The organism is Ligaoa zhengdingensis (assembly GCF_014384885.1).
Taxonomy (GTDB): Bacteria; Bacillota; Clostridia; order Oscillospirales; family Ruminococcaceae; genus Ligaoa; species Ligaoa zhengdingensis.
Genome location: NZ_JACRST010000010.1, coordinates 50,863 through 75,910 on the forward strand (window position 1 = coordinate 50,863; position 25,048 = coordinate 75,910).

Genomic DNA, 25,048 nt, shown 5'->3' on the forward strand with positions numbered 1-25,048 from the left:
GGGAGCGTTGACATTGGGGCGGCTGATAGAGCTGAGCGGGGAGCGTTTTGGAAAGCTCACAGTGCTGCACCGGTCAGAGGAGCCGCATTCGCGGGTATATTGGACCTGCCGGTGCGACTGCGGGAATATCGTGGAGGCGACGACAAGCAACCTGAAAAGCGGTCATGTCGTGAGCTGCGGGTGCAGGCGTGTCAGCCCGTACATCGGCAAGCGGTACGGGAAGCTGGTGGTGTTGGAAAAGACGGAGGAGACAGTCCAGCACGGGAGTACGAAATCGCCCCTTTGGAAATGCCGGTGCGATTGCGGCAACATCGTGTTGGTGCGTTTGGATAGCCTCACGTCGGGCACAACGCGGAGCTGCGGGTGCATGGCGGCGGAAAAGGTAGAGAAGATGCGCGAGGCCGCGGGATACATAGAAGGGACGCAGGTGACGCGAATACGGAAAATTATGGAACAGAATGCTGGGAAGGGCGAGGAGGTCATCGGGGTCACCTACCAGCAGAACAAGTGGCGGGCGATGATTAAATTCCAGGGGAAGAAGTACAACCTGGGGAGATACGACAACCGGGCGGAGGCGGCTGAGGCGCGCCGGTTTGCGGAAAAGGAGCTTTTCGGCGCGTTTTTGGAAAAACTCAGCAAGTCGGAAGGAAATGTCTAACATCGAGATAACGAACAAAATCCCCCGGATCATCCGGGGGATTTATATTTGTTGGCTATCAGCAAACGCCGGCCGGCTACCCGGCCAGCAGGCAGTTCTCGCCGAACCACCGCGCGCCCAGTGCGCCCACCTTTACCGCCAGCCGCGCGCCCGCCGGGGCGAACGGGCTGGCCTTCTGCGCCCAGCCCGCGGCTGTGTTGAGCCACTCGAACGAAACGTCGTAGCGCGTGCCGAACACAGCCAGATCGAGGTGCAGCGGCTGCTCGGATTCCTCCAACTGCCACAGCGGCACGAACTCGCCGTATCCGGTCTCGCGGGTGTTGGCGTCGGCCACCGCGAACCCGCTCACCAGGCAACAGAGCAGCAGGGTGCAGATAAACGCCAGCATAAAACAGCGCCATCTGATCTTCATTTTCATCATCCTCGCGTTTTTTCTTTCCTTTTGTCAGGGCATGGGGCTTTCGCCGGGCATCCAGGGGCTGTCGGCCGTGGTGTAGGTCTCCCCGGCCCCGCTTTGTGGCGCGAGGGTGGCCGCTCCCTCTGGCAGGGTGCCCTTGAGCGCCTCGGCCAGCGCTTTGCCGATCAGCTCGCCCGAATATTCGGCCTCCTCCAGCGTGTTGCCGTGGCTGCCGAACTCCAATAAAATCGACCCCTTGGTGAGGTCCATGTTGTATTTGCGGTAACAGAAAAAGATCGGCCGCATCAGGCCGGGATACATGCCCTCGGCGGTGCTTTGCAGGGCGGCCGCAAACCGCAGGTTGCTCGGCCAGTCGGGCACCCCCATGGTGCCGTCCTCGCACCCGGTAATAATCATCACCTGCGCGGCCTTTTTGCCCTCAATTTCGGCGGTCGCCTTGACGATCACGTCATCTTCGGGCTGGATGGCGTCGCGGTGCACGTCGAGCACCACCTTGATGGAGGGGTACTCCTCCAGCCAGGCCTTCACCGTCTCGGCGCTGCGCTCATACGCGCCGTTGTACGAGGGGTAGTCGTGCTGGGTGTCGTCGTGGATCACCCCGATGCCGGCGGCCTCGAGCTGCTCGGCGATGCGGTTGCCCACCTGCACCATGTTGCAGCTGTTGTCGGTGCTGCGCCAGGTGCCGCGGGTGTCGTAAAAATCCACCGGATAGGGCTCATAGGCTTCGGTGGCGTGGGTGTGCAGGATGAGCACCTGGGGTTCCGTGGTCTCCTCCAGTTTGAGCTCCAGCGGCTGGTCGAGCTCGGCCTGCACCTCGTCGTTCTCCAGGTTGGTGGAGTTTTTGAGATAGCCCGCGGCCAGCGGGATGTACAGCGGGGTGCCGTCCGCACCGTATTGCACCTCGCGGATGGTCCCCCGGAAGCGGGGCGGCACGCTGTCCGGCCCGGGCAGGTCGGGTTGATCTTCATCCCGCGGGGCGTTTTCATCGGGTACAGAGGAGAGATCCGCGCCGGGGCTGGAGGGGACCTCCGGCGCGGAGGAAACGGCGGGAGGGGCCTGCGATACGATGGGGTCGTCCTTTTCGCCGTTTTCAAACAGTTCCGAGTTGAACCGCTCCTCCAGCAGCGCCACGCTGCCCTCGGGCATGTTCACATAGGCCGAGACCAGGGCCGCGCGCGCGGCGAGGTCGGTCAGGACGGGGAGGGAACGGTAGGCTCCCCACCCGATCAGCGGTACGGCCAGCAGCAGGGCCAGCGCTTTTTTGATCTGTCGCGTTCTTCTGTGTCTGGCCACCGCTTTTCCCCCATCCTGTTTGAGATCGCTGCTTCTTTCATAGTTATGAAAATCAGGATGGATTTATACCGGCAAAGGGTTACGGGGCGGACAGGGCCGCGATATCTGTAAGGCTGATGGCGGGCTGAAGCGCCCGGTTGATGGCCAGCGAGATCACCCGCGCCGCCCGCCGGATGAGCAGGTCGATCTCGCGCGGGGTCACCATCATGGCGCAGCCGCGCGGCTCAAAGCGCGCGCGCAGCTCGTCCTCATCCAGCCCGTCGCGTCCGGTCATCAGGTCGCCCGCCAGGGTGACGCCGTCCACCACCGTGGGCACCCCGATCGACACCACCGGCACCCCCAGCGTCTGGCGGGAGAGCTCCTTGCGGGCGTTGGCCACCCCCGACCCGGGCGAGATGCCGGAGTTTGCCACCTGCACCGTGCGCCCCAGCCTCTCGAGGCTGCGGGAGGCCAGCGCGTCCACCGCGATGACGCAGCAGGGTTTGATATCCCGCACGATGGCCGCGATGATCTCGCCGGTCTCCACGCCGGTCTGGCCCAGCACGCCCGGCGCGATGGCCGCCACCGGGCGCAAACCTTCCAGCCCCGCGGCGCGCGCCACCTCCCCCTGGATGTGCCGCGTGGCGAGCATGCCGTCGATCACCTTGGGGCCGAGCGCGTCCGGCGTGATCTGCACATTGCCCAGCCCCGCCACCAGCACCAGGCCCTTGTCGTCCCCCACCAGCCGCGCAATCTGTTCGGCCATGGCCTCGATCTCGTCGTGCGCCGCGGTCACGTCGTCGGAAAACGCGGGCACCGTGATGGTGACGTACTCGCCCACCGGCTTGCCGATGCGCCGCGCGGCCTGCTCCTGTGTGATGCGGATGCGGTTGATCGAAAGCTGGCCGGCCCGCCACTCCTCCGATTCCACCCCTGTCAGCCCCTCGCTGCGGTGCTGCTGCTCCAGCTCCATGGCGAGGTCGGTGCGAAAATTCATAGAAAACGCTCCTTCCGCCGGGCTTTCCGGCCGTTCTTCCCCTTTAGTTTGGTCCGTTTGGCGCTATCTTATCGCTGTTTCTCAAAAAAAATCCCGGCGATCCGCGACTTTTTGCGCAAAAACAGTTGCAATTTGGGCATAAAAATGATAAGATAAATTGTACTGCCATGAGACGCGAAGGAGGTGTGAATATGCCTAACATTAAATCTGCCAAAAAAAGAGTGAAGGTCATCGCTGTGAAAACCGCTCAGAACAAGGCCGTGAAAACCAATCTCAAAACTGTGATTAAGAACGCGGAGCTGGCGCTGGCGAACAACGACGCGAACAAAGCGGAGGCTGTCAAGCTGGCTGTGAAAAAGATCGACCAGGCCGCCGCTAAAAATATTCTTCACAAAAACTGCGCCGCGAGAAAAAAATCCCACCTCGCCAGCAAGCTGAACGCTGTGGGCTGATTGGGACGAAAGACGCAACAAAAAAGGTTTGGGGAGCCGTTCCTCAAACCTTTTTCTTTTAAAATGGGTATCGACATTTTTCGACAAACCCCTTGATTTTCTGGAAAAGATAGCCTATAATAAACGTGAGGCGCAAAAAGCGCAAGGCAGGCCCAGAGGTTAGCCCCCTCTGCGCCCTGCATATGAGGGATCAGCTCATACACCGCGGCTAAGTGCCGCGCCTTGCAACGACATTATACAACATTTTTCCCGCCCTGTAAAGCAAGGGGCAGGGGCCGGCCGCGGGCAAAGCCCGCGGTGGGAGAGCGGACCGGGGAGAATGTGCCGCGCTGTATTTTGCAGGCGGTCTGCGTTGCACGAGTGGATGGCAAACATTCGGGGTGCTGTATGAGTAAGAAACATGCAGCGCCCTTTTTGCGTCCTCAAAACAGAAGCCGGGCGAGGTGGTTGCAGACGCCTCCGCCCGGCTTTTGCGCGCTTTTTGCAGGGCTTTTGCTGCCGTGCGGCGGAGTTTTGTGGCCGCGCTGCTGGGGGCGGCTTTGCGCACTGCCGTGCGGCTGCCTCGGCAACACCCCCGGGGGCATGCCTGGGCGGGTTGGCACTTTGCTTTGCAGCTACGGGCACCGAGCCCAATGCCTTAACAAGTGTTCTCCTCGGCACCGCCCCCGCGCGACGACTCGCTTTTGGTACACGCCAAAAGCGAGCAAAAACGTGTCAAAGGGGGCACCCCTTTGAAAACCCCGTTGTGCGCCCGGAGATAAAATCAGCGCTGGTGATGGCGAAGTACGGCAAGCCCCCTCGGCAATGGTTCTGAAGTCGCTTCGCGAAAAGAGGGAAGGGCACGCTTCGCTCCCACCAACCATTGCCCCTTGCGGGGTGCCCTCGGGCGATACCAGTAAGGCGCGCAGGCCCCGCACCGCTTGATTTTTGGCTCCGGGTCGGCAACGCCGACAGGAAAGCCGGGGATGACACTTACTAGGCCATGGGGCGCGGTGGCCGAAGCCGGAAAAGCCCAAGTAAGAAAACCGCACTTACGCCCTCGGAGGGGCGGAGGATCTAGGGCAAGCGGGGGACGGCTGAGTGTATGCGGGCATTACCCGAGGGGATCCCGCCAAAGGCGGGACAGGTGCCTGATTGGAGCGAGTGCGCTCCCTGGAATTTGCACGAAGCGACTGGAAGGCACCTGCCGAGGGAACTTGTGAGAACCGATAAAAACAGCGCAGGCCGTCTACTCCGCCCCCTAGGGGGGATGCCAAAGGGGGGAACGCCCTTTGGCGCGCTTTTGCATCCTTTTGGCGCGTGCCAAAAGGATGGCGTCGTGCGGGGGCGCAACCCCGCTGGCCAGTGGCCAGGCCCAAGCCGGGCCAGTTGCGCTACAATACGCAAAACACTGTGTCCGTAGCTGTAAGCCAGGTGCAAACTAAAGCGCCCAGGCCCAAGCCGGGCCGGTTGCGCTATAGTGCGCAATACACTCTGCCCGTAGCCAGTAAATACCAGCCAACCCCGCCGGGCAGCGCCCGGGGCGCTATGCCGGGTTAGTGCATGGCAGCACGCAAAATGTTTACAAAAAAAGAGTATATTCTACCGGGCAGATTGTGCTATGCTAAGAAAACAAAAAAGTTTCGTTTAGGGTGATTACATGGCAGGAAACAACTGGAACACCAACCAGCCCTCTCCGCCGGGGTCCGGCTACACCTATGTGCAGGGGCTGGGGTTTGTGCCTTACGGGCCAGCCAACAAGGAGCGCGCCGCGCTGGTGGCTTGTGCCAATGCGGTGGGGCTTGCGGTACTGTTGTATCTTTTTCTCAGCTCGGTGACTCCGAGCTATCTGGTCGGATTTATGAGGCTCTTTATGCCCCATCTGCGCTATTTCAACTCCCACCTGATGGCCCCGGAATGGGTGGGCCAGCTCATCCAGGCCCTCTCTTTTGTCATTTGCAGCGTGGTTGCCTTTGGAATTTATATGGCGCTCATCCGCATCCCGGCGCGGGTGGCGCTGCCGCTGCGCCGCGCGCCCGGCGTGATCGCCGCCCCGGCCGTGTTCATCGGCCTGGCGGTTTCGGCGCTCGGTTCGTTTGCGGCCAATCTGCTCAGCATGGTCTTCGGCTGGTTCGGGGCCATCCCCGTGACGCCGGATATCTCGGTCTCCACCACCGCCAGCGGCCTGGTCTGGGCGCTCGTCAACGTCTGCCTGCTGCCCGCCTTTTTGGAGGAATGCATCTACCGCGGTGTGCTGATGCAAAGCCTGCGGCGGTTTGGCGACGGGTTCGCGCTGGTGATCTCGGCGGTGCTGTTCAGCCTGATGCACCGCAACGTCCTGCAAGCGCCCATCGCGCTGCTCATGGGCCTGGTGATCGGCTACTTCGTGCTGCGCACCGGCTCGCTCTGGACGGGCGTGCTCATGCACTTCTGCAACAATCTGCTGGCGGTGACGCAGCAGGTGGTCACCCCCATGCTGGAACCCGAACAGGGCCGGATGCTCGGCACCATCCTGGTGCTGTTTTATTTGGTGATGGGCCTTGTCTCCATCTTGGTGCTCTCGCGCAGCGGCGTCAACCTGTTCCATCTCAACCAGTCCCCGTCCGCACTGCCCGTGCGGCAGCGCGCCAAGTTGTTTTTCACCTGTCCGGCCATGGTGATCGCGCTGGTGCTGATCATCTGGCTCGCGCGCGGGAGCGTACAATTTTTGCCGAGGTGACCTCATGGAGCAGCAGGAATTTTATATGCGGCAGGCGCTCGCGTTGGCCGCGCAGGCGGCAGCCCTGGGCGAGGTGCCCGTGGGCGCGCTGGTGGTAAAAAATGGACGGATTGTGGGGCGTGGCTTTAACCGCCGCGAGGGCGCAAAAAACGCCCTGTGCCACGCCGAGCTGATCGCAATCGATCAGGCGTGCCGCACGTTGGGCGGCTGGCGGCTGTTCGGCTGCGACCTCTATGTCACGCTGGAGCCCTGCCCCATGTGCGCAGGCGCGATCATCAACAGCCGCATCGACCGGGTATACTTCGGCGCATACGATCCCAAAGCGGGGTCGTGCGGGTCGGTGGTCGATCTGTTCAGCCTGCCGTACAACCATTTCCCCCAGGCGGTGGGCGGGGTGCTGCGCGAGGAGTGCGCAGCCGCGCTGAGCGATTTTTTTCGCAAACTGCGCAAAGCCCAGGGCACAGCGAGCTGCGCCCCGGGCAATGGAATTTAGCTGCAAAGCAACTTTTATAACGGGCGGGCCTGAGGTCCGCTCGTCCTTTTTAGTCGCCAATCGGGTTGTCGATCAGGGTTGCGGCGATAAACTCGTGGAAGTGGCCGTCCCGGACCGCGGTTTCGTCATCGATGAAGTGGACATGGCGCGCGTCGTCGCCGCTGCCCACGGGCACCGGCAGCCCCGTAGTGATGCAGATGGGATGAAAGTGGTCCTCATAAAAATCCGTTTTGGTTGTCAGCCTGTGAACATGCCCGCCGGGCACCGCAATCACCTCGTTGGTGACTCCGGCAAAGCGGTGGTTGTGGGGGTCCTCCTCCCGCTCTGCGATGCGGACGCTTCCGACCACCTCGTGGACATGGGTTTGCGTTTCATTTTCACAACAGCAGCAATTCATTTTATCCTCTCCTTTTCAGTATATCCAGCAGATTGCGCCCCTTCGGGAATCTGCTGTACTATTCTATGAAACGCGCCGCCGTTGTGTGCGGGATTTAGCCGGCGGCGAGCTTCAATCCTCCGGCCCTGCAAACATCTCCCGGAAGGAGATGCCGAGCTCATCGTGGAGGACAAAAAATAGCTGCGCACTGATTTTGGGCGGCAAAATCCCGCTTTCCAGTTTGCGCAGCGAAGCGGGCGAAATCCGCAGCAGCCGGGCAAACGCGGTGACGCTCATGCCGCGTTCAAGCCGCCATCGCCGGAGATTCCGGCAAAAATTTTCACAGTCGTTCGACATGGGGCTCCCTCCTGTTGATGAATCAAAAAGCCATCGGAAGCCGGCGTCTGTCCGGCGATTCCGATGGCTTTGATTGTATCACAAAAGGGAACCCCAATTAGGGTGAAACCGACCTATCCGCTCAGATCATCTCCTCGGGGTGGAACACCTCGTCGAACCGCTCGGGGGTGAGGAACCCCAGCTTCACCGCCGCCTCGCGCAGCGAGATGCCCTCGCGGTGGGCGGTTTTGGCGGTGACAGCCGCGTTGTCGTACCCGATATAGGGGGTGAGCGCAGTCACCAGCATGAGCGAGTTGTGCAGGTTGTGGCTCATCTGTTCGCGGTTAGCGCGGATGCCCCGCACGCAGTTGCGTTCAAATGTGTCCATCGCGTCGGCCAGCAGCCGTACCGACTGCAAATAGTTGTAAATGCACACCGGCATGAACACGTTGAGCTCAAAGTTGCCCTGCGACGCGGCCAGCGCCACGGCGGCGTCGTTGGCGATCACCTGCACCGCCACCATGGTGACGGCCTCGCACTGGGTGGGGTTCACCTTGCCGGGCATGATCGAGCTGCCCGGCTCGTTTTCGGGGATGAAGATTTCGCCCAGGCCGCAGCGCGGCCCGCTCGCCAGCCAGCGGATATCGTTGGCGATCTTCATCAGGTTGGCGGCCAGCGCCTTCAGCGCCCCGTGGGAGAACACCAGCGCGTCCTTGGCGGTGAGCGCGTGGAACTTGTTGGGCGCGGTGACAAATTCGTGGCCGGTCAGCGCGGTGATTTTGGCCGCGGCCGCCTCGGCGAAGCCCACAGGGGCGTTCAGCCCGGTGCCCACGGCGGTGCCGCCCAGCGCGAGCTGCCGCAGCGGGGGCAGCGAGGCCTCCACCATGCCGCGCGCGGCCTCCAGCATCCCGCGCCAACCGCTGATCTCCTGCGAAAAGGCGATGGGGGTCGCGTCCTGCAGATGGGTGCGCCCAGATTTGACGATCCCCCGGTTCTCGTCCTCCAGCCGCGCGAGGGTGGCGGCGAGGTTTGCGAGCGCGGGCAATAGCCGCTCCTCCAGGGCGGTGACGGCCGCGATGTGCATGGCCGTGGGGAAGGTGTCGTTGGAGCTCTGCGAGCGGTTGACGTGGTCGTTGGGGTGCAGCTTTTTCTCGCCCAGCAGCTCGTTGCCGCGCCCCGCGATCACCTCGTTGACGTTCATGTTGCTCTGGGTGCCGCTACCGGTCTGCCACACGGCCAGCGGGAAGTTGCCGTCCAGCGCGCCCGCGAGGATTTCGTCGCACACCTGCGCGATGCAGGAGGCGCGTTCCTCATCCAGCACGCCCAGGTCGCGGTTGGCCTGCGCGGCGGCCTTTTTGAGAATTGCAAACGCGCGGATGATCTCCCGCGGCATCTTTTCGGTGCCGATGGGGAAATTTTGCAGGCTGCGCTGGGTCTGCGCCCCCCAATAGCGGTCGGCGGGCACCCTCATCTCGCCCATCGAATCCCGTTCGATGCGGTATTCCATCTTGTCCACTCCTTATCCTGTCTTTTCAAAAGGGCCCGGCGGTTTTCCACCGTCGGGCCGGTATTTGGTGCAAAACTTTTTAAACCTTCCCGATCAGGAACGACCGCGCGGGCAGCACCCCGTCCGCCCAGCTCCCGAGCAGCGGCTCGGGGTCGAACGGCAGGTCGAGCGCATACGGCTGATCCCCCCGGTTCACCGCGATCAGCAGGCCCTCGCCGTCCTTCATGCGGGTGAACGCGAAGCAGTCCGCGGAGTAATCCACCGCTAGGAACGGCGCGTCGCTGAGCAGGCCGCGGTGCTCGCCGCGCAGGGCGGAAAGCTCGCGCGTGAAGGCCAGCAGGTCCCGGTCGCCGCTCTCCCACGGGTAGGTGCAGCGGTTGAACGGGTCGCGGTAGCCGGTCATGCCCACCTCGTCGCCGTAGTACACGCTGGGCACGCCGGGCAGGAAAAATTGCAGCACCTCGGCGAGCTGGAACAGGGCGCGGCCGTTTTGGTAGTCCGCCTCGCTCAAAAAGTGGTGGTCGCGCTGCCATTGGCGGTCGCGGCCGTCCATGGGCGGGCCGGCCAGCTTGGTGATCGCGCGCTCCACATCGTGGGTGGAAAGGCAGTTCATCAGCACATCCACCACCGGCTTGGGGTAGTTTTCCAGGATGGTCATGACCGCCCGGCAGAGCTCGGCCCCGCCGCCGTACCGCACAAAGGAGAGCACCGCGTCCTTGAACGGGTAGTTCATCACGCTGTCGAGCTGGCGGCCTAGGAAGTACCGCCGCCGCACCCCGTAGGCGACCTTGTTGGATGCGTCCTCCCACACCTCGCCCAGAACCAGCGCGTCCGGGTCGTACCCCTTCACCGATGCGGTGAGCGCGTCGAGAAACCCGTCGGGCAGCTCGTCCGCCACATCCAGCCGGAAGCCGGATACCCCCAGCTCCAGCCAATGGCGCAGCACCCCCTGCTCGCCGCAGATAAATTCGATATAATCCGGGTGCAGCTCGTTGACGTTGGGCAGGGTGTCGAACCCCCACCACGAGCTGTACTGGTTGGGCCAATGCTGGAAGTCGTACCACGGGTAGTACCGGCTCTGCTGCGAGTTGTACGCCCCCTCGCCCGGATAGCGTCCGCGCCGGTTGAAATACACGCTGTCGTCCCCGGTGTGCGAGAACACCCCATCCAAAATCACCCGGATGCCCAAGGCCCGCGCCTGCTCGCACAGGGCGCGCAAGTCGTCTTCGGCGCCCAGCAGCGGATCGACCTTGTTGTAATCCGCGGTGTTGTAGCGGTGGTTGGAGTGCGCCTCAAAGATCGGGTTGAGGTAGATGCAGGTGACCCCCAGCCCGTGCAGGTAGTCGAGCTTTTGCATGATGCCCTTGAGGTCGCCGCAGAAGTAGTCGCTGTTGGTGATCTCGCCCTGCGCGTTGGGCAGGTAATCGGGCATTTCGTACCAGTTTTCGTGCAGCTTGCGGTCGCCCGGCACCCCGTCGCGCGCCTCGCCGCTGTCGCAGAAGCGGTCGGGGAAGATCTGATACATCACGCCGCCCTTGAGGAAATCCGGGGTTTCCAGCTCGGCCGCGTACACCGTGAGCTGCCACAAATTGGATGCGGCGTCGGAGAGCGCGGCCTCGCCGTCCTCGGTGCGCGTGAGCTTTTTCACCCCGCCGCCCGGCAACGCCAGCTCAAAGCAGTAAAAGCAGAGCTGCGGCGCGGGCAGCGACAGCTTGCAGGCGTAGACGTTGTAACTGGGCTCGGCCTTGACAAAGCTCATCGCCACCGGCTGCGGCTGATCCCACTGGTCGGCCTGGTACAGCAACAGGCGCGGGGCGCGGTATGCGCCGCCCTTGGGCAGATGCACGCGGAATTCCGCCTGTTCCCCGGCGCGCAGCGCGCCGAACGGCTTTTTAAACTGTGTGCTGCGGCTATCGTAAAAAACAAAAGACATGGCGATCGGACATCCTCTTTAATGAAAATTTATTTTGTTCTAAAGTTTAGTCTTAGTTTACCCCAAATGATCCCCTGTTTGAGGGCTTTTCCGGCTGCGCCCACCGCGCCCTATGCCCTGATAAGTGCCAGCCTCGGTATTACCCCGGGCGCATGCCCGGCGGCTACGGGCGCCGCGCCCAACGCCTCAGTGAGCGCCATCCCCGGCTTTCCTGTCGGCGTTGCCGGCCACTGTTCACCCGATTTGCAGCGGTATTGTGGCTACGGACACCGCGCCTAACGCTTTAGTGAGCGCCATCCCCGGCTTTCCTGTCGGCGTTGCCGACCCCAGTGCTGCCGAAGCCGCCCGCGCCGCGCGCGGTGTCGTCCAGCTCGTCGCATTCGATGAGCGCAGGGCAGAGCACGGGCGCAATAATCATCTGCGCCACCCGGTCGCCGGGCTGGATGGTGAACGGCTCGGCGGAATGGTTGTGCAGGCCCACCAGCAGCTCGCCGCGGTAGTCCGAATCGATCACGCCCACGCAGTTGCCAGGCACGATGCCGTGCTTGATGCCCAACCCGCTGCGGGCGTACACAAACGCGGCGCAGTCCGGGCCGGGCAGCGCGATGGCGATACCGGTGGGCACGGTGCGGGTCTCGCCCGGCAAAATCTCGAGCGGGCCGTCCAAACAGGCGTGCAGGTCGTAACCCGCGCTGCCCTCGGTGGCGCGGCGGGGCAGCAGCGCGCCCTCCCGCAGCTTTTTCACTTGCAATGTCATTTCGCATTCACTCCATAGATATGATGATGCACCCGCTGGACGATCATATCCAGCGCCACCAGGTTGTGCCCGCCCTGCAACACGATGATATCCGAATACCGCTTGCTGGGCTCCACAAACTGCTCGTGCATGGGTTTCACTGTCGTGAGATATTGGTCCACCACCGAATCGAGGCTCCTGCCGCGCTCCTTCACGTCCCGCAGAATCCGCCGCAGGATGCGCACGTCCGCATCGGTGTCCACAAAAATTTTGATGTCCATCCGCTCGCGCAGCCGCGCGTTCTCAAAGATCAGAATGCCCTCCACAATCACCACCTTGGCCGGATGAATCTCCACCGCGCGGTCCGACCGGTTGTGCACCGTGTAGTCGTACACCGGGCAGCGCACGCTTTGCCCTGCGCGCAGGCGGTCGATGTGCTCGATCATCAGGTCGGTGTCGAATGCGTCGGGATGGTCATAATTGAGCTTGCAGCGCTCCTCATAGGGCAGCTCGTCGTGGCGCTTGTAGTAGTTGTCGTGGTAGATCACGCTCACATCCCCGCCGAACCGCTCCTTCAGCCGCTCAGTCAGGGTGGTCTTGCCGCTGCCCGTTCCCCCCGCGATGCCGATGATCATAACGTCCATAAATTCAACTCCAAGTATTAATAAAAGCTGATTATACAAAAATTGCGCTGCTTTAATTTACTTATCGTAGTATTATTACAAAATATTACGATAATACAGCCCGCGTGTGATCTCCTGGCGCTTGCCGCCCCGCCGGTATTCCTCGATGACCCGCGCGCATTCCGCGGGGGATTCGGTGGTGAAATACAGGGTGAGAAAGTCGAGCCCGTCCAGCTCGGGCAGGCGGTCGGCCAGGTAGACCGGCTTGCAGTTGAGCACCTCCGCGAGCTTGTGCGAGCCGCCGCACCCCACCGGGAAGCGGTTGCCCAGCCGGTCGCGCATCTCGGTCCAACCGGGGCAGCCCTTGCAGCCGGTCTCCCGTCGGGCCGGGCAGTTGCGCACGATCATCAGCGGCAGGCAGCCATAGGCGACGATGCCGTGGGGTGCGAAGTCCCCCAGCCGCTTGGCCTCAGCGAGCGAGAGCTCGAACGAGAGGGTCACGTCCTCGCAGCCGAGCGCGGCGCAGGCGCGCAGCGCATAGCTGTTGACCACGTTGAGCCCCCAGTCGCCCGCCGCCTGGAAGCCGCGCCGTTTGGCCTCGTACACCGCGCCCAGGTTGCCCGCGAGCAGGCGGATGACGCCGCGCTCCTTGAGGCGGGCGAGGGGAGCGTCCAGGCCGCGGTAGATGTCAAAGTCGATGCGCGGCAGCTCGCCCACGAGCTTTGCCAGCAGGGCCGGGTCGTCCACTTTGGCGGCCTCGGCCACCGGCAGGATGACCTGTTCCAGCGCCTGTGCGGCCCCGGGCGGGACCTGATCGGCCCGGGCAAAGCGCGCGCGCAGGGTGGGGCGCTTGTAGATGAGCAGCTTGGGAACCGCCGCGAGGTCGTGCGCCGGTGGGCAAAACCCGACGGGTTTTGCCGCCGCCCGCAGGGCGGACAGGCGCTCGAGCGCCGACCGGCGCAGCGCGTTGAGGCGCGACACCGGCAGCGCGAGCGGTTCCCCCGCGTCCAGCTCGACGGCGAGCGACTCCCAGCGGTAGGGGGTGCCGCCCAGCTTGCCGAGGCTCTGCTCGATCAGCTCGGGCGTGGTGGGCTTGTTGACCGCGGGTTGCGGACAGTCCCCCGTCTCCTCCACGAGGTTGCCGTCCCGGTCGGCAACCTCCAGGCGCACCGGTTGGCCCGCCTGCATCACAAAGCGGCCGGTGAGGGCCACGCGCGGGCTCTCCTTTTGGTAGAGGCGCGCGAGGTCGCGCAACACCCCCTCGGCCGAGACCACATCCTCCTTGCGGCGGGTACCGAACATCTCCGGCCCGAGGGCGCTGTTGTAATAACCCCGGGTAAAACCGGAGCGAGAAAATACGGATTGCAATTGATTAAGGTCGGTTGGACGGCCCTCCAAAGCGGCCCGGCAGGCGGTTACAGCGGCCGCGACGTATTCGGGGCGCTTCATGCGCCCCTCAATTTTGAGGGAGGTCACGCCGAGGTCGCGCAGCTCGCCCAGCTGCTGCACCAGCGAGAGGTCCTTGAGCGAGAGGCCGCAGGCGTCCCTTTCGCGGCTGTAAAACGGCAGGCGGCAGGGCTGGGCGCACAGGCCGCGGTTGCCGCTGCGCGCGCCGATCATCGAGCTCAGATAGCACTGGCCGGAGACGCACATGCACAGTGCGCCGTGGACGAACACTTCGGTCTCCAGCGAGGTGCCGCGCACCACCTCGGCGATCTCGGCGCGGCTCATCTCGCGGGCGAGCACCGCGCGCGAAAAGCCGAGCTGTTCGAGCTGTTTTGCGCCCGCCAGGTTGTGGATGGCCATCTGGGTGGAGGCGTGCAGCGGCATGTCGGGGGCGGTCTCGCGGATGAGGGAGGCGAGGCCCAGGTCCTGCACGATGAGGGCGTCGATGCCGAGGGCGCAGGCGGTTTTCACAAGCTCCAGCGCCTCGGACAGCTCGCGCTCGAGCACCACAGTGTTGAGGGTGAGGTTCACCTTGACCCCGCGCAGGTGGCAGTACTCCACCGCCTCGCGCAGCTTGTCCCCCTCAAAGTTGGAGGCGCCACGGCGCGCGTTGAGCGTGGACGCGCCAAAATAGACCGCGTCGGCCCCGCAGGCCGCCGCGGCCACCAGCTGTTCCATGCCGCCTGCGGGTGCGAGCACCTCCGGCGCGGGGTTACTCATGGGATTTCTCCCCCATGGGGCCGCCCTGGGCGCGCCGGGCGAGCTCCAGCTCGCGGCGCAGGCGCGCGATCTCGCGTTTGGCCTCATCCGCCTCGATGCGGGCGCGGCCCGCGTCCTCCAGATAGGCGTTGATCTGGCCGCGCAGGTGGTCGGCGTTGCGCTCGGATTCCTTGTATGCGTCCAGGTAATTGAGCGCGGAGAGGGTGAGCGCCTCGTTGAAGGTGATGTTGCGCCCGCTGTCCATCAGCTCCTTGACGTCGCTGTTGATCTGCGCGCCCAGCTCCTTGATATATTTTTCGTCCTTTTGGCTGCTTATCACAAACCGGGCGCCGTTGACCTCGATCCTGACCCTGTTGATGGTATCCATAACCTTAAAAGCCTCCCTGTAATGCGGCCGGAGCGCGGCAAGGGCGCGCGGCCGGTGGAATCTCCTCTTATTATAATCGATTTCACCAGATTACGGAAGGGCGGGCCCCTAGAAAATTTTACACGGGATATGCGCCGAATCTTTGCCGAGATGCGGCTAAAATGCATTGTATTTTGGTCTGTTCTTGTATATAATCTTATCTAGGTGTGTTCCACTCATGGATTGGGGCCGGCGAGACGGCCCGGCGCGACCCGTTGCCGCGCGGCGGAATTGCGCAGCCTGTATACTCTGGCGCGGAGAAAAGAGCGATCGAATATGAACTACAATCTGGTATCGAAGAAGGAGCTGAAGGCGTGGCTGGAGGACAAATTGGTCAACGAGCTGGGTACCCGGCCGGAGACAGCCTCGGACGCGCTGTATTATAAGGCGCTTTCGATGGTGGTTGTGGAGCTGCTGCGGGAGAAAAACCGCCGGTTCCAGGTGGATACCAACTCCCACGGGCGCAAGCAGGTGTACTACCTGTGCATGGAGTTCCTGATGGGGCGCAGCCTGAAAAACAGCCTGTACAACCTGGAAATTGTAAACGAAGTGCGCGATGTGCTGGCGGATTACGGGGTGAAGCTGGAGGCGCTTTACGACTACGAGCCGGACGCGGGGCTGGGCAACGGCGGATTGGGCCGCCTGGGCGCCTGCTTTATGGACGCTTTGGCCACGCAGGATTACCCGGCGATGGGGTATTCGATCTGTTATGAATACGGTATCTTCAAGCAGAAGATTGTGGACGGCTGGCAGACCGAGCTGCCCGACTGCTGGCTGCCGGGCGGCGAGGTGTGGCTGGCGCCCCGGCCGGAGCGGTCGGTGGACGTCCACTTCGGCGGCGAGGTGGAGGAGTTTTGGGATAACAACTACCACCATGTGAATTATAAAAACTACACCACCGTGCGCGCGGTGCCCTACGACATGTTCGTGAGCGGGTACAACAGCAAGGGGGTATCCCGCCTGCGGCTGTGGAAGGCCACGTCCGCGGGGTTTGATATGGAGAGCTTCAACCGCGGCGACTACGTGAACGCCCTGGGGGCCAACTCGATGGCCGAGGCGATCAGCAAAATTTTGTACCCCAACGACAACCACAACGAAGGCAAGGCTCTGCGGCTGCGCCAGCAGTATTTTCTGGTGGCGGCGTCGGTGGGCGACATCGTCAACCGCCACATGGCCACCTACGGCACGCTGGACAACTTTGCGGATAAGGTTGCGATCCACATCAACGACACCCATCCCACGCTCGCGATCCCGGAGCTGATGCGCATTCTGCTGGACGACTGCGGCTACAACTGGGATGTGGCGTGGAACACCGTGACCCGCGTGTTTGCATACACCAACCACACGGTGATGAGCGAGGCGCTGGAGAAGTGGAACGAGGACCTGTTCGCGTCTCTGCTGCCGCGCATCTATCAGATCATCCGCGAGATCAACAACCGTTTTGTCTACGACCTGTACAACACCTATCACCTCGACTGCGGCCGGGTGGAGGAGATGGCGATCATCTCCGGGCGCACCATCCGCATGGCGAACCTGTGCGTGATGGCCTGCCACAGCGTGAACGGCGTATCCAAGCTGCATTCGGAGATCATCAAAAGGGATGTGTTCCGCAGCTTTTACGAGATCATGCCGCAAAAGTTCACCAACGTGACCAACGGCATCGCATCCCGCCGCTGGCTGTACCAGAGCAACGAGGGGCTCACCCAGCTATTGCGCGACACAATCGGCAATGGATGGCTGCGCGACATGAGCGAGCTTACCAAATTCAACAAATATGCGGACGACAAGCGCGTGCTGGGGCGGCTGGAGGAGATCAAGCTGCAAAACAAGGAGGCGTTTGCAGATTACATCAAAAAGACCACCGGCGTATCGATCGACCCGCACTCGATCTTTGACGCGCAGGTGAAGCGCCTGCACGAATACAAGCGGCAGCACCTCAACGCGCTGCACATCCTGTCGCTCTACCAATGGCTCAAGGCCAACCCCAACGCCGAGTTCACCCCGCACACCTTCATCTTCGGCGCCAAGGCAGCGCCCGGCTACTTCCTCGCCAAGCAGATCATCAAGCTGATCTGCACCCTGCGCGACGTGATTGAGAAGGACCCCGCGGTGCGCGAAAAGCTGCGCATTGTGTATCTGGAGGATTACCGTGTGACGCTTTCCGAGCTGCTGATGCCCGCGGCCGAGCTTTCCGAGCAGATTTCGCTGGCGGGCACCGAGGCGTCGGGCACCGGCAACATGAAGCTGATGCTGGGCGGCGCGCTCACCATCGGCACCTATGACGGCGCGAACGTGGAGATCGCGGAGCATGTGGGCGAGGAGAACATGTTCATCTTCGGTATGCGGGCCGAGGAGGTGGAATCGCTCAAGGGGCATTACAGCCCGCGCGCGATCTACAACGGCAACAGGACGATCAAGGCGGCGCTGGACGCGATCAACAAGGGGATCGGCGGCAACGCGTTCCCGGATATCTACCAATCGCTGGTGAACAGCGACCCGTACATGGTGCTGCGCGATTTTGATTCCTACGCGGCCACCCAGCGCAAGGCGATGGCCACCTATGCGGATCAGGTGAAGTGGCAGCAGATGTCGCTGCGCAACATTGCGGAATCGGGTTATTTTTGCGCGGACCGCGCCATTCACGAGTACGCCCAGAACATCTGGAACCTGCGCTAACCGGGCGCTTGCCCGGCCGGAGCCAAAAATCAAGCGGTGCGCTACCTGCGCGCCTTGCGGGTGTCGCCCGAGGGCACCCCGTAAGGGGCAATGGTTCGTGGGAGCGAAGCGCCGGGTATGCACCCGGCGGCGTTACCGGGGATAGCACCGTACAAATTGCAGGGCACCCTACCCGAAGCCGCTGGCCCTGTGCGCGGGTTGCACCTTGCACAACGCAAGTGCCAACCCGGATTGCCTGCCGGCGCTGCCGGCCCGGGCGCACAACGGGGTTTTCAAAGGGGCGTCCCCTTTGACACGTTTTTGCTCGCTTTTGGCGTGTACCAAAAGCGAGTCGTCGTGCGGGGCCGAAACCCCGCCCAGGGATGCCCCTGGGGGCAATGCCGAGGAAAGTGCTTATTAAGGCGTGGGGTGCAGTGCCCGTAGCTGCAAGGCCGGGTGCAAACTAAAGCGCCCAGGCCCAAGCCGGGCCAGTCGCGCTATAGTGCGCAAAACGCTGTGCCCGAAGCCACAAGGCAAAAACACTCCCACCGGAGAAGACGAAAAAAGCGGGCCGTCGGCATCAACCGGCGACCCGCTTCGTTTCGCGTTATTTTTGTTCATCCGTCTGCGCGGCCTGCTGCAAAATCTTTTCCGCACAGCTCATGCATACAGACGCGCCGTTTTCCAGCTCGACCAGATTTTCCGGGGACCCGCACAGCCAGCAGGTCGCCCTGTTCTTTTCCAGCCAGATGCGGCCGTTTTCGCACCGCATGGTGACGCAGTCGCCGGCCTGGAGGTTCAATTCCATTCGCAGTTCGAGGGGCAGCACGACCCGCCCCAGCTCGTCTACTTTTCTAAGGTGGTATTTCATCTATGATCCCGTCCTTTTCTATCAAGGCCCGGAGGCCCGTTTATCCGCTATCCCAACGGTTGAGCGCGCGGGGCAGGGGAGGAATGGCGATTCCCCGCCCCGCGGCCTACCGCAAGGACGCAAAAAGAGCCGCCGTACAGGATTACTCCCATACAGCGGCCCCGGAAAGCTCCAGAGTACGCACGCAAACCAGCCTGACATACACGATTTTCGCCGCAACCCGTGGCTGCTGACTTTACTTCGATGTAGAAATCGGGTATAATCATGAGGCAAGGTGCGGTGTAAACCGTTGTATGCGGAGGTTAGCTCTCCCCATGCAGGACTCAGAGGGTTGCTGCCTCTGGGTCTGCTTTGCGATTTCTTTTTGCGCCTTGCTCTTATTATAGGTTATAACTGGAAAAAAAGCAAGGGTTTTTGGCGAATGTGGGCGGAAAAATTCGGCCAGGGATGCCCCTGGGGGCAATGCTGAGGCGGGCGCACGGAAGTGCGCAATACACTCTGCCCGTAGCTGCACAGCTAGGTGCAACCCCGCCGGGCATGCGCCTGGAGGCGATGCCGCAAAGGGATTCGGCGGTGGCGAAACAATCTGATGGAACAGGAGACTGCGATATGGATATCATTCTGGCGTCCGCCTCGCCGCGCCGGCGGGAGCTGCTGGCGCTGCTTTACCCGGACTATGCGGTGATCCCGGCGGATATCGACGAGAGCGTGCCCGAGGGCGCCCCGGCCGAGACGGTGGGCGAACTCACCGCGCGGCGCAAGACGGCGCATGTGGCGACGCAGCACCCCGGCAGCCTGGTGATCGGCGCGGACACCATCGTGGAGATCGACGGCGAGGTGCTGGGCAAGCCGCGCGATGCGGCCGAGGCGGCGCTCATGCTGCGGCGTCTTTCCGGGCGGGAGCACCGGGTGTATACCGGGGTGTCGCTGCGGCTGGGGGCGCGCGAGCGCTCGTTTACCCAGTGCACCCGCGTGTGGTTCTACCCGCTGAGCGAGCGGGAGATTGAAGATTATGTCGCGACCGGCGACCCGCTGGATAAGGCGGGTTCCTACGGCATCCAGGGGCCGGGGTGCATCCTGGTGGAGCGCATCGACGGGGACTTTTTCAACGTGATGGGCCTGCCGGTGGCGCGCCTGCGCCGCGAGCTCGGCCTGCTGTTGGACGAAAGCCGATAATGGCGGCAAAATTTAGCATTTGTTTACAAATTAAACCGCTGCAAAAACTTGTGAAACCGCCCGTTTGGGGGTATAATATCAGGGATAATGAAAAAGCTCGGGATATCCGCACTTTTTTACGATAGAACACAACGACGAAGCGGCGTTTGGGGCCGCGAAAGGGGAAGCCATATGTTTTCGTTCACCAAGGATATCGGGATTGATCTGGGTACCGCCAACACCCTGATTTTTATGAAAGGCAAGGGCATCATCATGCGGGAGCCGTCGGTGGTTGCGGTGGATACCCGCACCGATAAGGCGCGTTATGTCGGCCAGGAGGCCAAGGACGTGATCGGCCGCACCCCCGGTTCGATTGTGGCGCTGCGTCCGCTCAAGGACGGCGTCATCGCGGATTTTGACATCACCTCGAGCATGTTGCAGCACTTCATCAAGAAGGCGTTCAACGGCTCGTCGTTCGCGCGGCCGCGCGTGGTCATCTGCATTCCGTCGGGCGTCACCGAGGTGGAGCGCCGCGCGGTGAAAGAGGCCACCCTCGCCGCGGGCGCCAAGCAGGTGTCGATCATCGAGGAGCCGATGGCTGCCGCGATCGGCGCGGGCCTGCCGGTGGCCGAGGCGACCGGCAGCATGGTGGTGGATATCGGCGGCGGCACCAGCGAGGTCGCGGTGATCTCGCTGGGCGGCATTGTGGCCGCGCGTTCGGTGCGCGTGGGCGGCGACGAGTTCGACGTGTCGATCATCCAGTATGTCAAAAAGAAGTACAACCTGCTCATCGGTGAACGCACCGCTGAGGATATCAAAATCAACATCGGCTCCGCCTACCCCTACGAGGATGAGCAGCCGATGGAGATCAAGGGCCGCAACCTGGTGGACGGCCTGCCCAAGAACATCTTCATCACCCCCGCCGAGATCCGCGAGGCGCTGGAGGACCCGCTGTCGTCCGTGCTGGATGCGATCAAGGTGACGCTGGAGCGCACCCCGCCCGAGCTGTCGGCCGATATCATCGACCACGGCATCACCCTCACCGGCGGCGGCGCGCTGCTGAAAAACCTGGATAAGCTGGTGGCGGAGGAGACCGGTATGCCGGTTTACATCGCCGACAACCCGCTGGATTGCGTGGCCGAGGGAACCGGCCGCGTGCTGGAGGATCTGGCGAAGCTGGGCGAGGTGCTTTCGGAGGACGACCGCCGTTATTAACCGGCGGCGGGCGGCATAGGATAGAGTGAGAACTGCGGGCAGCGCGGAGGCCGTGCGATAAGGCGGCTTGTCCGGTGCGCCCGCATTTTTTCGCAGCCCGGCCAACGGCCGGGGGAAAGCCCGGGGAAGGCGCTCACGTTGCGCCGGGCGCTGTGCCCGAGCCACCGGCCAACGGCCGGGAAGGCTTGCCGCTTCAACATGGAACCAAGAAAGCCACCGTGTAAGGAGGAATCAGGCGCTTGAAAGAATTTTTCTCATCGGTCCGCTTTAAAATATTGCTCTGCCTCGCGGTGGTGCTGTGCGCCTTTATGCTGCGCGCGGCCTGGACCGGCGGCTTCGGCACCGTGGCCTCCAGCCTGTTGGGGGCGATCACCACGCCGCTGCAACAGGTGTCGGCGGGCATCTCGGACAAGGTGGACGACTTCTTTTCCACCTTTGTCGAAGCAAAGCAGATCAAGGCGGAAAACGAGAAGCTGCGGGAGGAAAACCAGCAGCTCATCGAACGCCAGAAGGATTACGACCAGGTGAAGCACGAAAACGAGGTGTACAAAGGATTTTTGGAGATCAAGGAGCGCAACCCCGACCTGGTGTTTGAACCCGCTTCGGTGATAGGCCGCGACGCGTCCGACCGCTTTTACTCCTTCACCATCGACCGGGGCACCCTGGACGACGTGGACGTGCACGACTGCGTCATCACCTCGGACGGCCTGGTGGGCGTCATCTATGAGGTTGGGCTTACATATGCCAAGGTATCCACCATCCTCGACCCGTACAACAACATCGGCGTGTATGATACCCGCACCCGCGACACCGCGCTGGTCACCGGTACCACCGAGCTGGCCGAAAGGGGCCTGTGCAAGATGTACCTGCTGCCCCGCGAGAGCGCGGCCGCGGTGGGCGACCTGGTGGTGACCTCAGGCGTGAGCGGCAACTACCCCAAGGACCAGACGATCGGCAAGATCGTCGAGGTGGGCACCGAGAGCCACGGCAACTCGCTGTACGCCGTGGTGCAGCCCACCGCCGACATCCGCAACGTCAAGGACGTGCTGGTGATCCGCTCGTTTGCGGGCCAGGGCTCCTCCTCCACCGAGCCGGTCCGGCCCGCGCAATCTTCCGCCCCCGAAGCGGACGCGTCCTCGTCCCAGGCGGAGGAGCCCGACGGCCAGCAGCCGCTCAGCGAGGCCGGCGACGCTTCCTCTTCATCCCTGGCGGCCGAACCGGACGCCGGCGAGGGCCAACCGGCCGGGAGTGACGCGCCATGACCCAGAAAAAACACCTCTACTTCGTCAAATATTTCACCCTGGTGGCGCTGCTCATCCTGCTGTATGTGCTGCAAACCACGCCGCGCCTGTTCTCCATCCTCGGCGTCAAGCCCATCCTGGTGGTGCCCGCCGCGGTGTGCATGGCGATGTTCGAGGGGGAGCTCACCGGCGGCGTCATGGGCGCGCTGGCCGGCCTGCTGTGCGACCTCGCGAGTTTCACCATCTTCGGGTTCAACGGCATCATCGTGATGGCCTGCTGCGCCGCGGTGGGCCTGCTCACCATCTACTACACCCAGCTCAAGCTCACCAACGCGCTGATGCTGGGCCTCGCGGTGCTGTTGCTGCGCGGGGTGCTCGAATATTTCTTCTATTTCCAGATTTGGGGCTTTGAAAACGGGCATCGGATCTTCTGGTACCAGACGCTGCCCACGGTGCTTTATTCCACCTTGGCGGTGATCCCGCTGTTTTACCTGATCCGATCGATCAGCGGTTACTTCAACCGCAAGCTGAAAACCTAAAGGGAGGTGCGCCTTTCGATGAAAATACCCCTGTCCCGTATGCGCGTCACCCTGCTGGCCGCGCTGTTTTCGCTGGTGTGCGTGCTGTTCGGGCTGCGCCTCATCAAAATGCAGATTGTGGAAAAGGCGCATTACGACGAGCTGGCCAACAAGAGCACCAGCCGCAAGCAGGTGGTCACGGCGGCCCGCGGCGAGATTGTGGACCGCTACGGCCGGCCCATGGCCATCAACCGCACCGGCTTCAACGTGGTGCTGGACAAGGCGTTTTTGACGCGCGGGCGCGAAAACGAAGTGATTTTGCGCCTGATTGAAATTATGCAGGCCGCGGGCGAGGACTGGATTGACAACCTGCCCCTGACCGATGCCCAGCCGATCGCCTTTTCCGGCGGCAGCGGGGATATCTCCCGCCTCAAGACGGCGGCCGGGGTGAACCAGGCGGCCACCGCCGAGGACGTGTGGTATTGGCTGGTGAACGAGCGCTTCGGTCTGGCCGATTACACCTTTGAGCAGCAGCGCCTGATTGCAGGCGTGCGCTACGAGATGGAGCAGCGCGGGTTCAACTACGAAACCCCCTACACCTTTGCCGAGGATATCTCCATCGACACCATCACCAAAATCAAAGAGAACTCCTACGACCTGCCCGGCGTGGACGTGCAGGAGAGCTCGATTCGTGAATACGCCTGCGGCGACCTCGCGCCCCACATCATCGGGCGCATCGGCCCCATCTACCCGGACGAGCTGGAGGAATACTCCGAACGCGGCTACGCCGCCAACGAGACGGTGGGCAAGGAGGGCATCGAAAAGGCATTTGAAAGCGAGCTGCGCGGCGAGAGCGGCGAGCGCCAGATCTATTTCCGCAACAACGCGGTGGTGGATGTGGTGGAGACCAAGGCCCCACGCCCGGGCAACACGGTGGTGCTCACCATCGACAAGGAGATGCAGCGGGTGGTTCAGGAATCGCTGGAGCGCAACATCAAGCTGATGCGCCAGACCACCACCGTGAACGCCGGCAAGGACGCCACCGTGGGCTCCGCCGTGGTGATCCACGTGCCCACCGGCGACGTGCTGGCCAGCGCCAACTACCCCAGCTACAACCTCGCCACCTACAAAGAGGACTACGAGAAGAACCTGAACGACCCCGAGCAGCCGTTTTTCGACCGGGCCTTGCAGGGCACTTACGCGCCCGGTTCCTGCTTTAAGCCCTGCGTCGCCACCGGCGCGCTCAACGAGGGCATTGCCACCCGCGACACCATTGTGAACTGCACCGGGCGCTATATGTACTTCGCGCCGTCCTACACGCCGTCTTGCCTGTATGTGAACGGCCCGATCAATGTGGTGGACGCGCTGCGCGTCTCCTGCAACTACTATTTTTATGAGCAGGGCCGCCTGCTGGGCATCGACAAGATTGACGAATACGCCAAGGGCTTCGGCCTGGGCGAGTATACCGGCATCGAGCTGCCCGAGCAGAAGGGCCGCCGCGCCGGCCCCGAGTACCGCAAGAGCATCGGCCAGGAGTGGTACCCAGGCGACGTGATCCAGGCCGCTATCGGCCAGAGCGACAACAAATTCACCCCGATCCAGATCGCCACCTACTGCGCCACCATTGCAAACGGCGGCAAGCGGATGCGCACCCACATGGTGAAGAGCGTGGTGTCCTACAACTTCGACGAGGTGATCGAGGAGGTCGAGCCCGAGGTGGCCTACGACATGCAGCTTGCCGACGGCGTGATCGACGTGGTCAAAGAGGGCATGGTGGCCGCGGCCGGCCCAAGCGGCACCTCGCTGGGCAAGTTTAACGGCTACGGCGTGACCGTGGCGGCCAAGACCGGCTCCCCGCAGGTCACCGAGACCGAGATCAACTCGGTATACATCGCGTTTGCCCCCGCCGAAAACCCCGAGGTCGCGGTGGCCGTTGTGATTGAAAAGGGCGGCCAGGGCTACACCGGCGTGCCCATCGCCAAGGACGTTTTCGACCAATACTTTTTCTCGGATAAAAACGCGCAGACCCCGCAGCAGAAGGAGACCCCGCTGCCCTGACCCGGCAAAAACCAGAGGCCCCCGGCGCGCGCCGGGGGCCTTTCCTGTGCTTGCGCCGGAAAAAATGGCCGTCTGCCGCCCTGGCGGCGCGGCCCAGATGAAAAAAACTTCATGCACCGGTGCGCATGAAGTTTTTTACCTTATTTTTCGACAAGACTCTTGCTTTTTTACCAATATCCGCCTATAATAAGTTTAAGGCGCAAAAAGCGCAAGGCAGGCCCAGAGGTCGCACCCTCTGCGCCCTGCATACGAGCTCATACCTCA

General features: G+C 62.6%; 22 protein-coding genes. 10 read left to right on the plus strand and 12 right to left on the minus strand.

The features are described 5' to 3' along the window. Positions 1 to 13 precede the first annotated feature (13 nt). Positions 14 to 658 (plus strand): hypothetical protein, encoded by a 645-nt coding sequence (locus H8711_RS07885; RefSeq protein WP_249282925.1) that lies wholly within the window; start codon positions 14 to 16, stop codon positions 656 to 658. Between the two features lie 76 nt (positions 659 to 734). Here the strand turns inward: H8711_RS07885 and H8711_RS07890 are convergent, their stop codons facing one another. The 3 genes from H8711_RS07890 to gpr all read right to left on the minus strand — a co-directional run bounded on the left by H8711_RS07890 (position 735) and on the right by gpr (position 3,345). Continuing rightward, a complete protein-coding gene (locus H8711_RS07890) occupies positions 735 to 1,070 on the minus strand; it encodes a hypothetical protein (RefSeq protein WP_249282926.1) in 336 nt (111 codons plus the stop codon). Positions 1,071 to 1,103: 33 nt separating this feature from the next. Then, positions 1,104 to 2,369: a stage II sporulation protein P gene (gene spoIIP / locus H8711_RS07895; RefSeq protein WP_249282927.1), complete on the minus strand. Its 1,266-nt coding sequence runs from the start codon at positions 2,367 to 2,369 to the stop codon at positions 1,104 to 1,106. A gap of 79 nt (positions 2,370 to 2,448) precedes the next feature. Continuing rightward, complete coding sequence (gene gpr, locus H8711_RS07900; protein ID WP_249282928.1) at positions 2,449 to 3,345, minus strand: GPR endopeptidase; 897 nt, start codon at positions 3,343 to 3,345, stop codon at positions 2,449 to 2,451. A gap of 191 nt (positions 3,346 to 3,536) precedes the next feature. Here gpr and rpsT point away from each other — a divergent pair, with 191 nt between their 5' ends. From rpsT to tadA, 3 genes are all read left to right on the plus strand, one after another. Further along, on the plus strand, positions 3,537 to 3,797 hold the full coding sequence (gene rpsT / locus H8711_RS07905) for a 30S ribosomal protein S20 (protein ID WP_249282929.1): 261 nt from the start codon (positions 3,537 to 3,539) through the stop codon (positions 3,795 to 3,797). A 1,639-nt stretch (positions 3,798 to 5,436) separates the two neighbouring features. Beyond that, positions 5,437 to 6,495, plus strand: coding sequence for a CPBP family intramembrane glutamic endopeptidase (locus H8711_RS07910; protein ID WP_249282930.1), 1,059 nt, complete (start codon positions 5,437 to 5,439; stop codon positions 6,493 to 6,495). Between the two features lie 4 nt (positions 6,496 to 6,499). Beyond that, a complete protein-coding gene (gene tadA, locus H8711_RS07915; protein WP_249282931.1) occupies positions 6,500 to 6,988 on the plus strand; it encodes a tRNA adenosine(34) deaminase TadA in 489 nt (162 codons plus the stop codon). 49 nt (positions 6,989 to 7,037) lie between these two features. Here tadA and H8711_RS07920 read toward each other — a convergent pair whose 3' ends face one another. The 8 genes from H8711_RS07920 to H8711_RS07955 form a co-directional block, all read right to left on the minus strand. After that, positions 7,038 to 7,385 carry a YmaF family protein gene (locus tag H8711_RS07920; protein ID WP_249282932.1) on the minus strand — a complete coding sequence of 116 codons (348 nt, stop codon included), beginning with the start codon at positions 7,383 to 7,385 and terminating at the stop codon, positions 7,038 to 7,040. A 111-nt stretch (positions 7,386 to 7,496) separates the two neighbouring features. Further along, a complete protein-coding gene (locus H8711_RS07925) occupies positions 7,497 to 7,721 on the minus strand; it encodes a helix-turn-helix domain-containing protein (RefSeq protein WP_249282933.1) in 225 nt (74 codons plus the stop codon). Between the two features lie 121 nt (positions 7,722 to 7,842). After that, positions 7,843 to 9,207 carry a class II fumarate hydratase gene (fumC, locus tag H8711_RS07930; protein ID WP_249282934.1) on the minus strand — a complete coding sequence of 455 codons (1,365 nt, stop codon included), beginning with the start codon at positions 9,205 to 9,207 and terminating at the stop codon, positions 7,843 to 7,845. Between the two features lie 79 nt (positions 9,208 to 9,286). Next, entirely contained in the window at positions 9,287 to 11,140 is a 1,854-nt protein-coding gene (locus H8711_RS07935) for a glycoside hydrolase family 13 protein (protein ID WP_249282935.1), read from the minus strand. Positions 11,141 to 11,423: 283 nt separating this feature from the next. Continuing rightward, complete coding sequence (gene dut, locus H8711_RS07940; RefSeq protein WP_249282936.1) at positions 11,424 to 11,897, minus strand: dUTP diphosphatase; 474 nt, start codon at positions 11,895 to 11,897, stop codon at positions 11,424 to 11,426. Continuing rightward, positions 11,894 to 12,520 (minus strand): uridine kinase, encoded by a 627-nt coding sequence (gene udk / locus H8711_RS07945; RefSeq protein WP_249282937.1) that lies wholly within the window; start codon positions 12,518 to 12,520, stop codon positions 11,894 to 11,896. Before udk ends, dut begins: the two co-directional genes overlap by 4 nt. A gap of 75 nt (positions 12,521 to 12,595) precedes the next feature. Next, positions 12,596 to 14,665 (minus strand): U32 family peptidase, encoded by a 2,070-nt coding sequence (locus H8711_RS07950; RefSeq protein ID WP_249282938.1) that lies wholly within the window; start codon positions 14,663 to 14,665, stop codon positions 12,596 to 12,598. Next, positions 14,658 to 15,032, minus strand: a complete 375-nt coding sequence (locus H8711_RS07955; RefSeq protein ID WP_249282939.1) for a cell division protein ZapA — start codon at positions 15,030 to 15,032, stop codon at positions 14,658 to 14,660. Before H8711_RS07955 ends, H8711_RS07950 begins: the two co-directional genes overlap by 8 nt. A 315-nt stretch (positions 15,033 to 15,347) precedes the next feature. Between H8711_RS07955 and H8711_RS07960 the strand changes: the two genes are divergently transcribed. Beyond that, positions 15,348 to 17,747, plus strand: a complete 2,400-nt coding sequence (locus tag H8711_RS07960; RefSeq protein WP_249282940.1) for a glycogen/starch/alpha-glucan phosphorylase — start codon at positions 15,348 to 15,350, stop codon at positions 17,745 to 17,747. 586 nt (positions 17,748 to 18,333) lie between these two features. Here H8711_RS07960 and H8711_RS07965 read toward each other — a convergent pair. Continuing rightward, entirely contained in the window at positions 18,334 to 18,597 is a 264-nt protein-coding gene (locus H8711_RS07965; RefSeq protein WP_249282941.1) for an AbrB/MazE/SpoVT family DNA-binding domain-containing protein, read from the minus strand. A gap of 609 nt (positions 18,598 to 19,206) precedes the next feature. Between H8711_RS07965 and H8711_RS07970 the strand changes: the two genes are divergently transcribed. From H8711_RS07970 to H8711_RS07990, 5 genes are all read left to right on the plus strand, one after another. Next, positions 19,207 to 19,773: a Maf family protein gene (locus H8711_RS07970; protein ID WP_249282942.1), complete on the plus strand. Its 567-nt coding sequence runs from the start codon at positions 19,207 to 19,209 to the stop codon at positions 19,771 to 19,773. 171 nt (positions 19,774 to 19,944) lie between these two features. Next, positions 19,945 to 20,967: a rod shape-determining protein gene (locus H8711_RS07975; RefSeq protein WP_249282943.1), complete on the plus strand. Its 1,023-nt coding sequence runs from the start codon at positions 19,945 to 19,947 to the stop codon at positions 20,965 to 20,967. Between the two features lie 239 nt (positions 20,968 to 21,206). Continuing rightward, a complete protein-coding gene (mreC, locus tag H8711_RS07980) occupies positions 21,207 to 22,229 on the plus strand; it encodes a rod shape-determining protein MreC (protein WP_249282944.1) in 1,023 nt (340 codons plus the stop codon). Next, the gene (gene mreD / locus H8711_RS07985; protein ID WP_249282945.1) at positions 22,226 to 22,747 is read left to right on the plus strand and encodes a rod shape-determining protein MreD; all 522 of its coding nucleotides are present in this window, start codon (positions 22,226 to 22,228) and stop codon (positions 22,745 to 22,747) included. Before mreC ends, mreD begins: the two co-directional genes overlap by 4 nt. Positions 22,748 to 22,765: 18 nt before the next feature. Then, the gene (locus H8711_RS07990) at positions 22,766 to 24,784 is read left to right on the plus strand and encodes a penicillin-binding transpeptidase domain-containing protein (RefSeq protein WP_249282946.1); all 2,019 of its coding nucleotides are present in this window, start codon (positions 22,766 to 22,768) and stop codon (positions 24,782 to 24,784) included. Positions 24,785 to 25,048 lie beyond the last annotated feature (264 nt).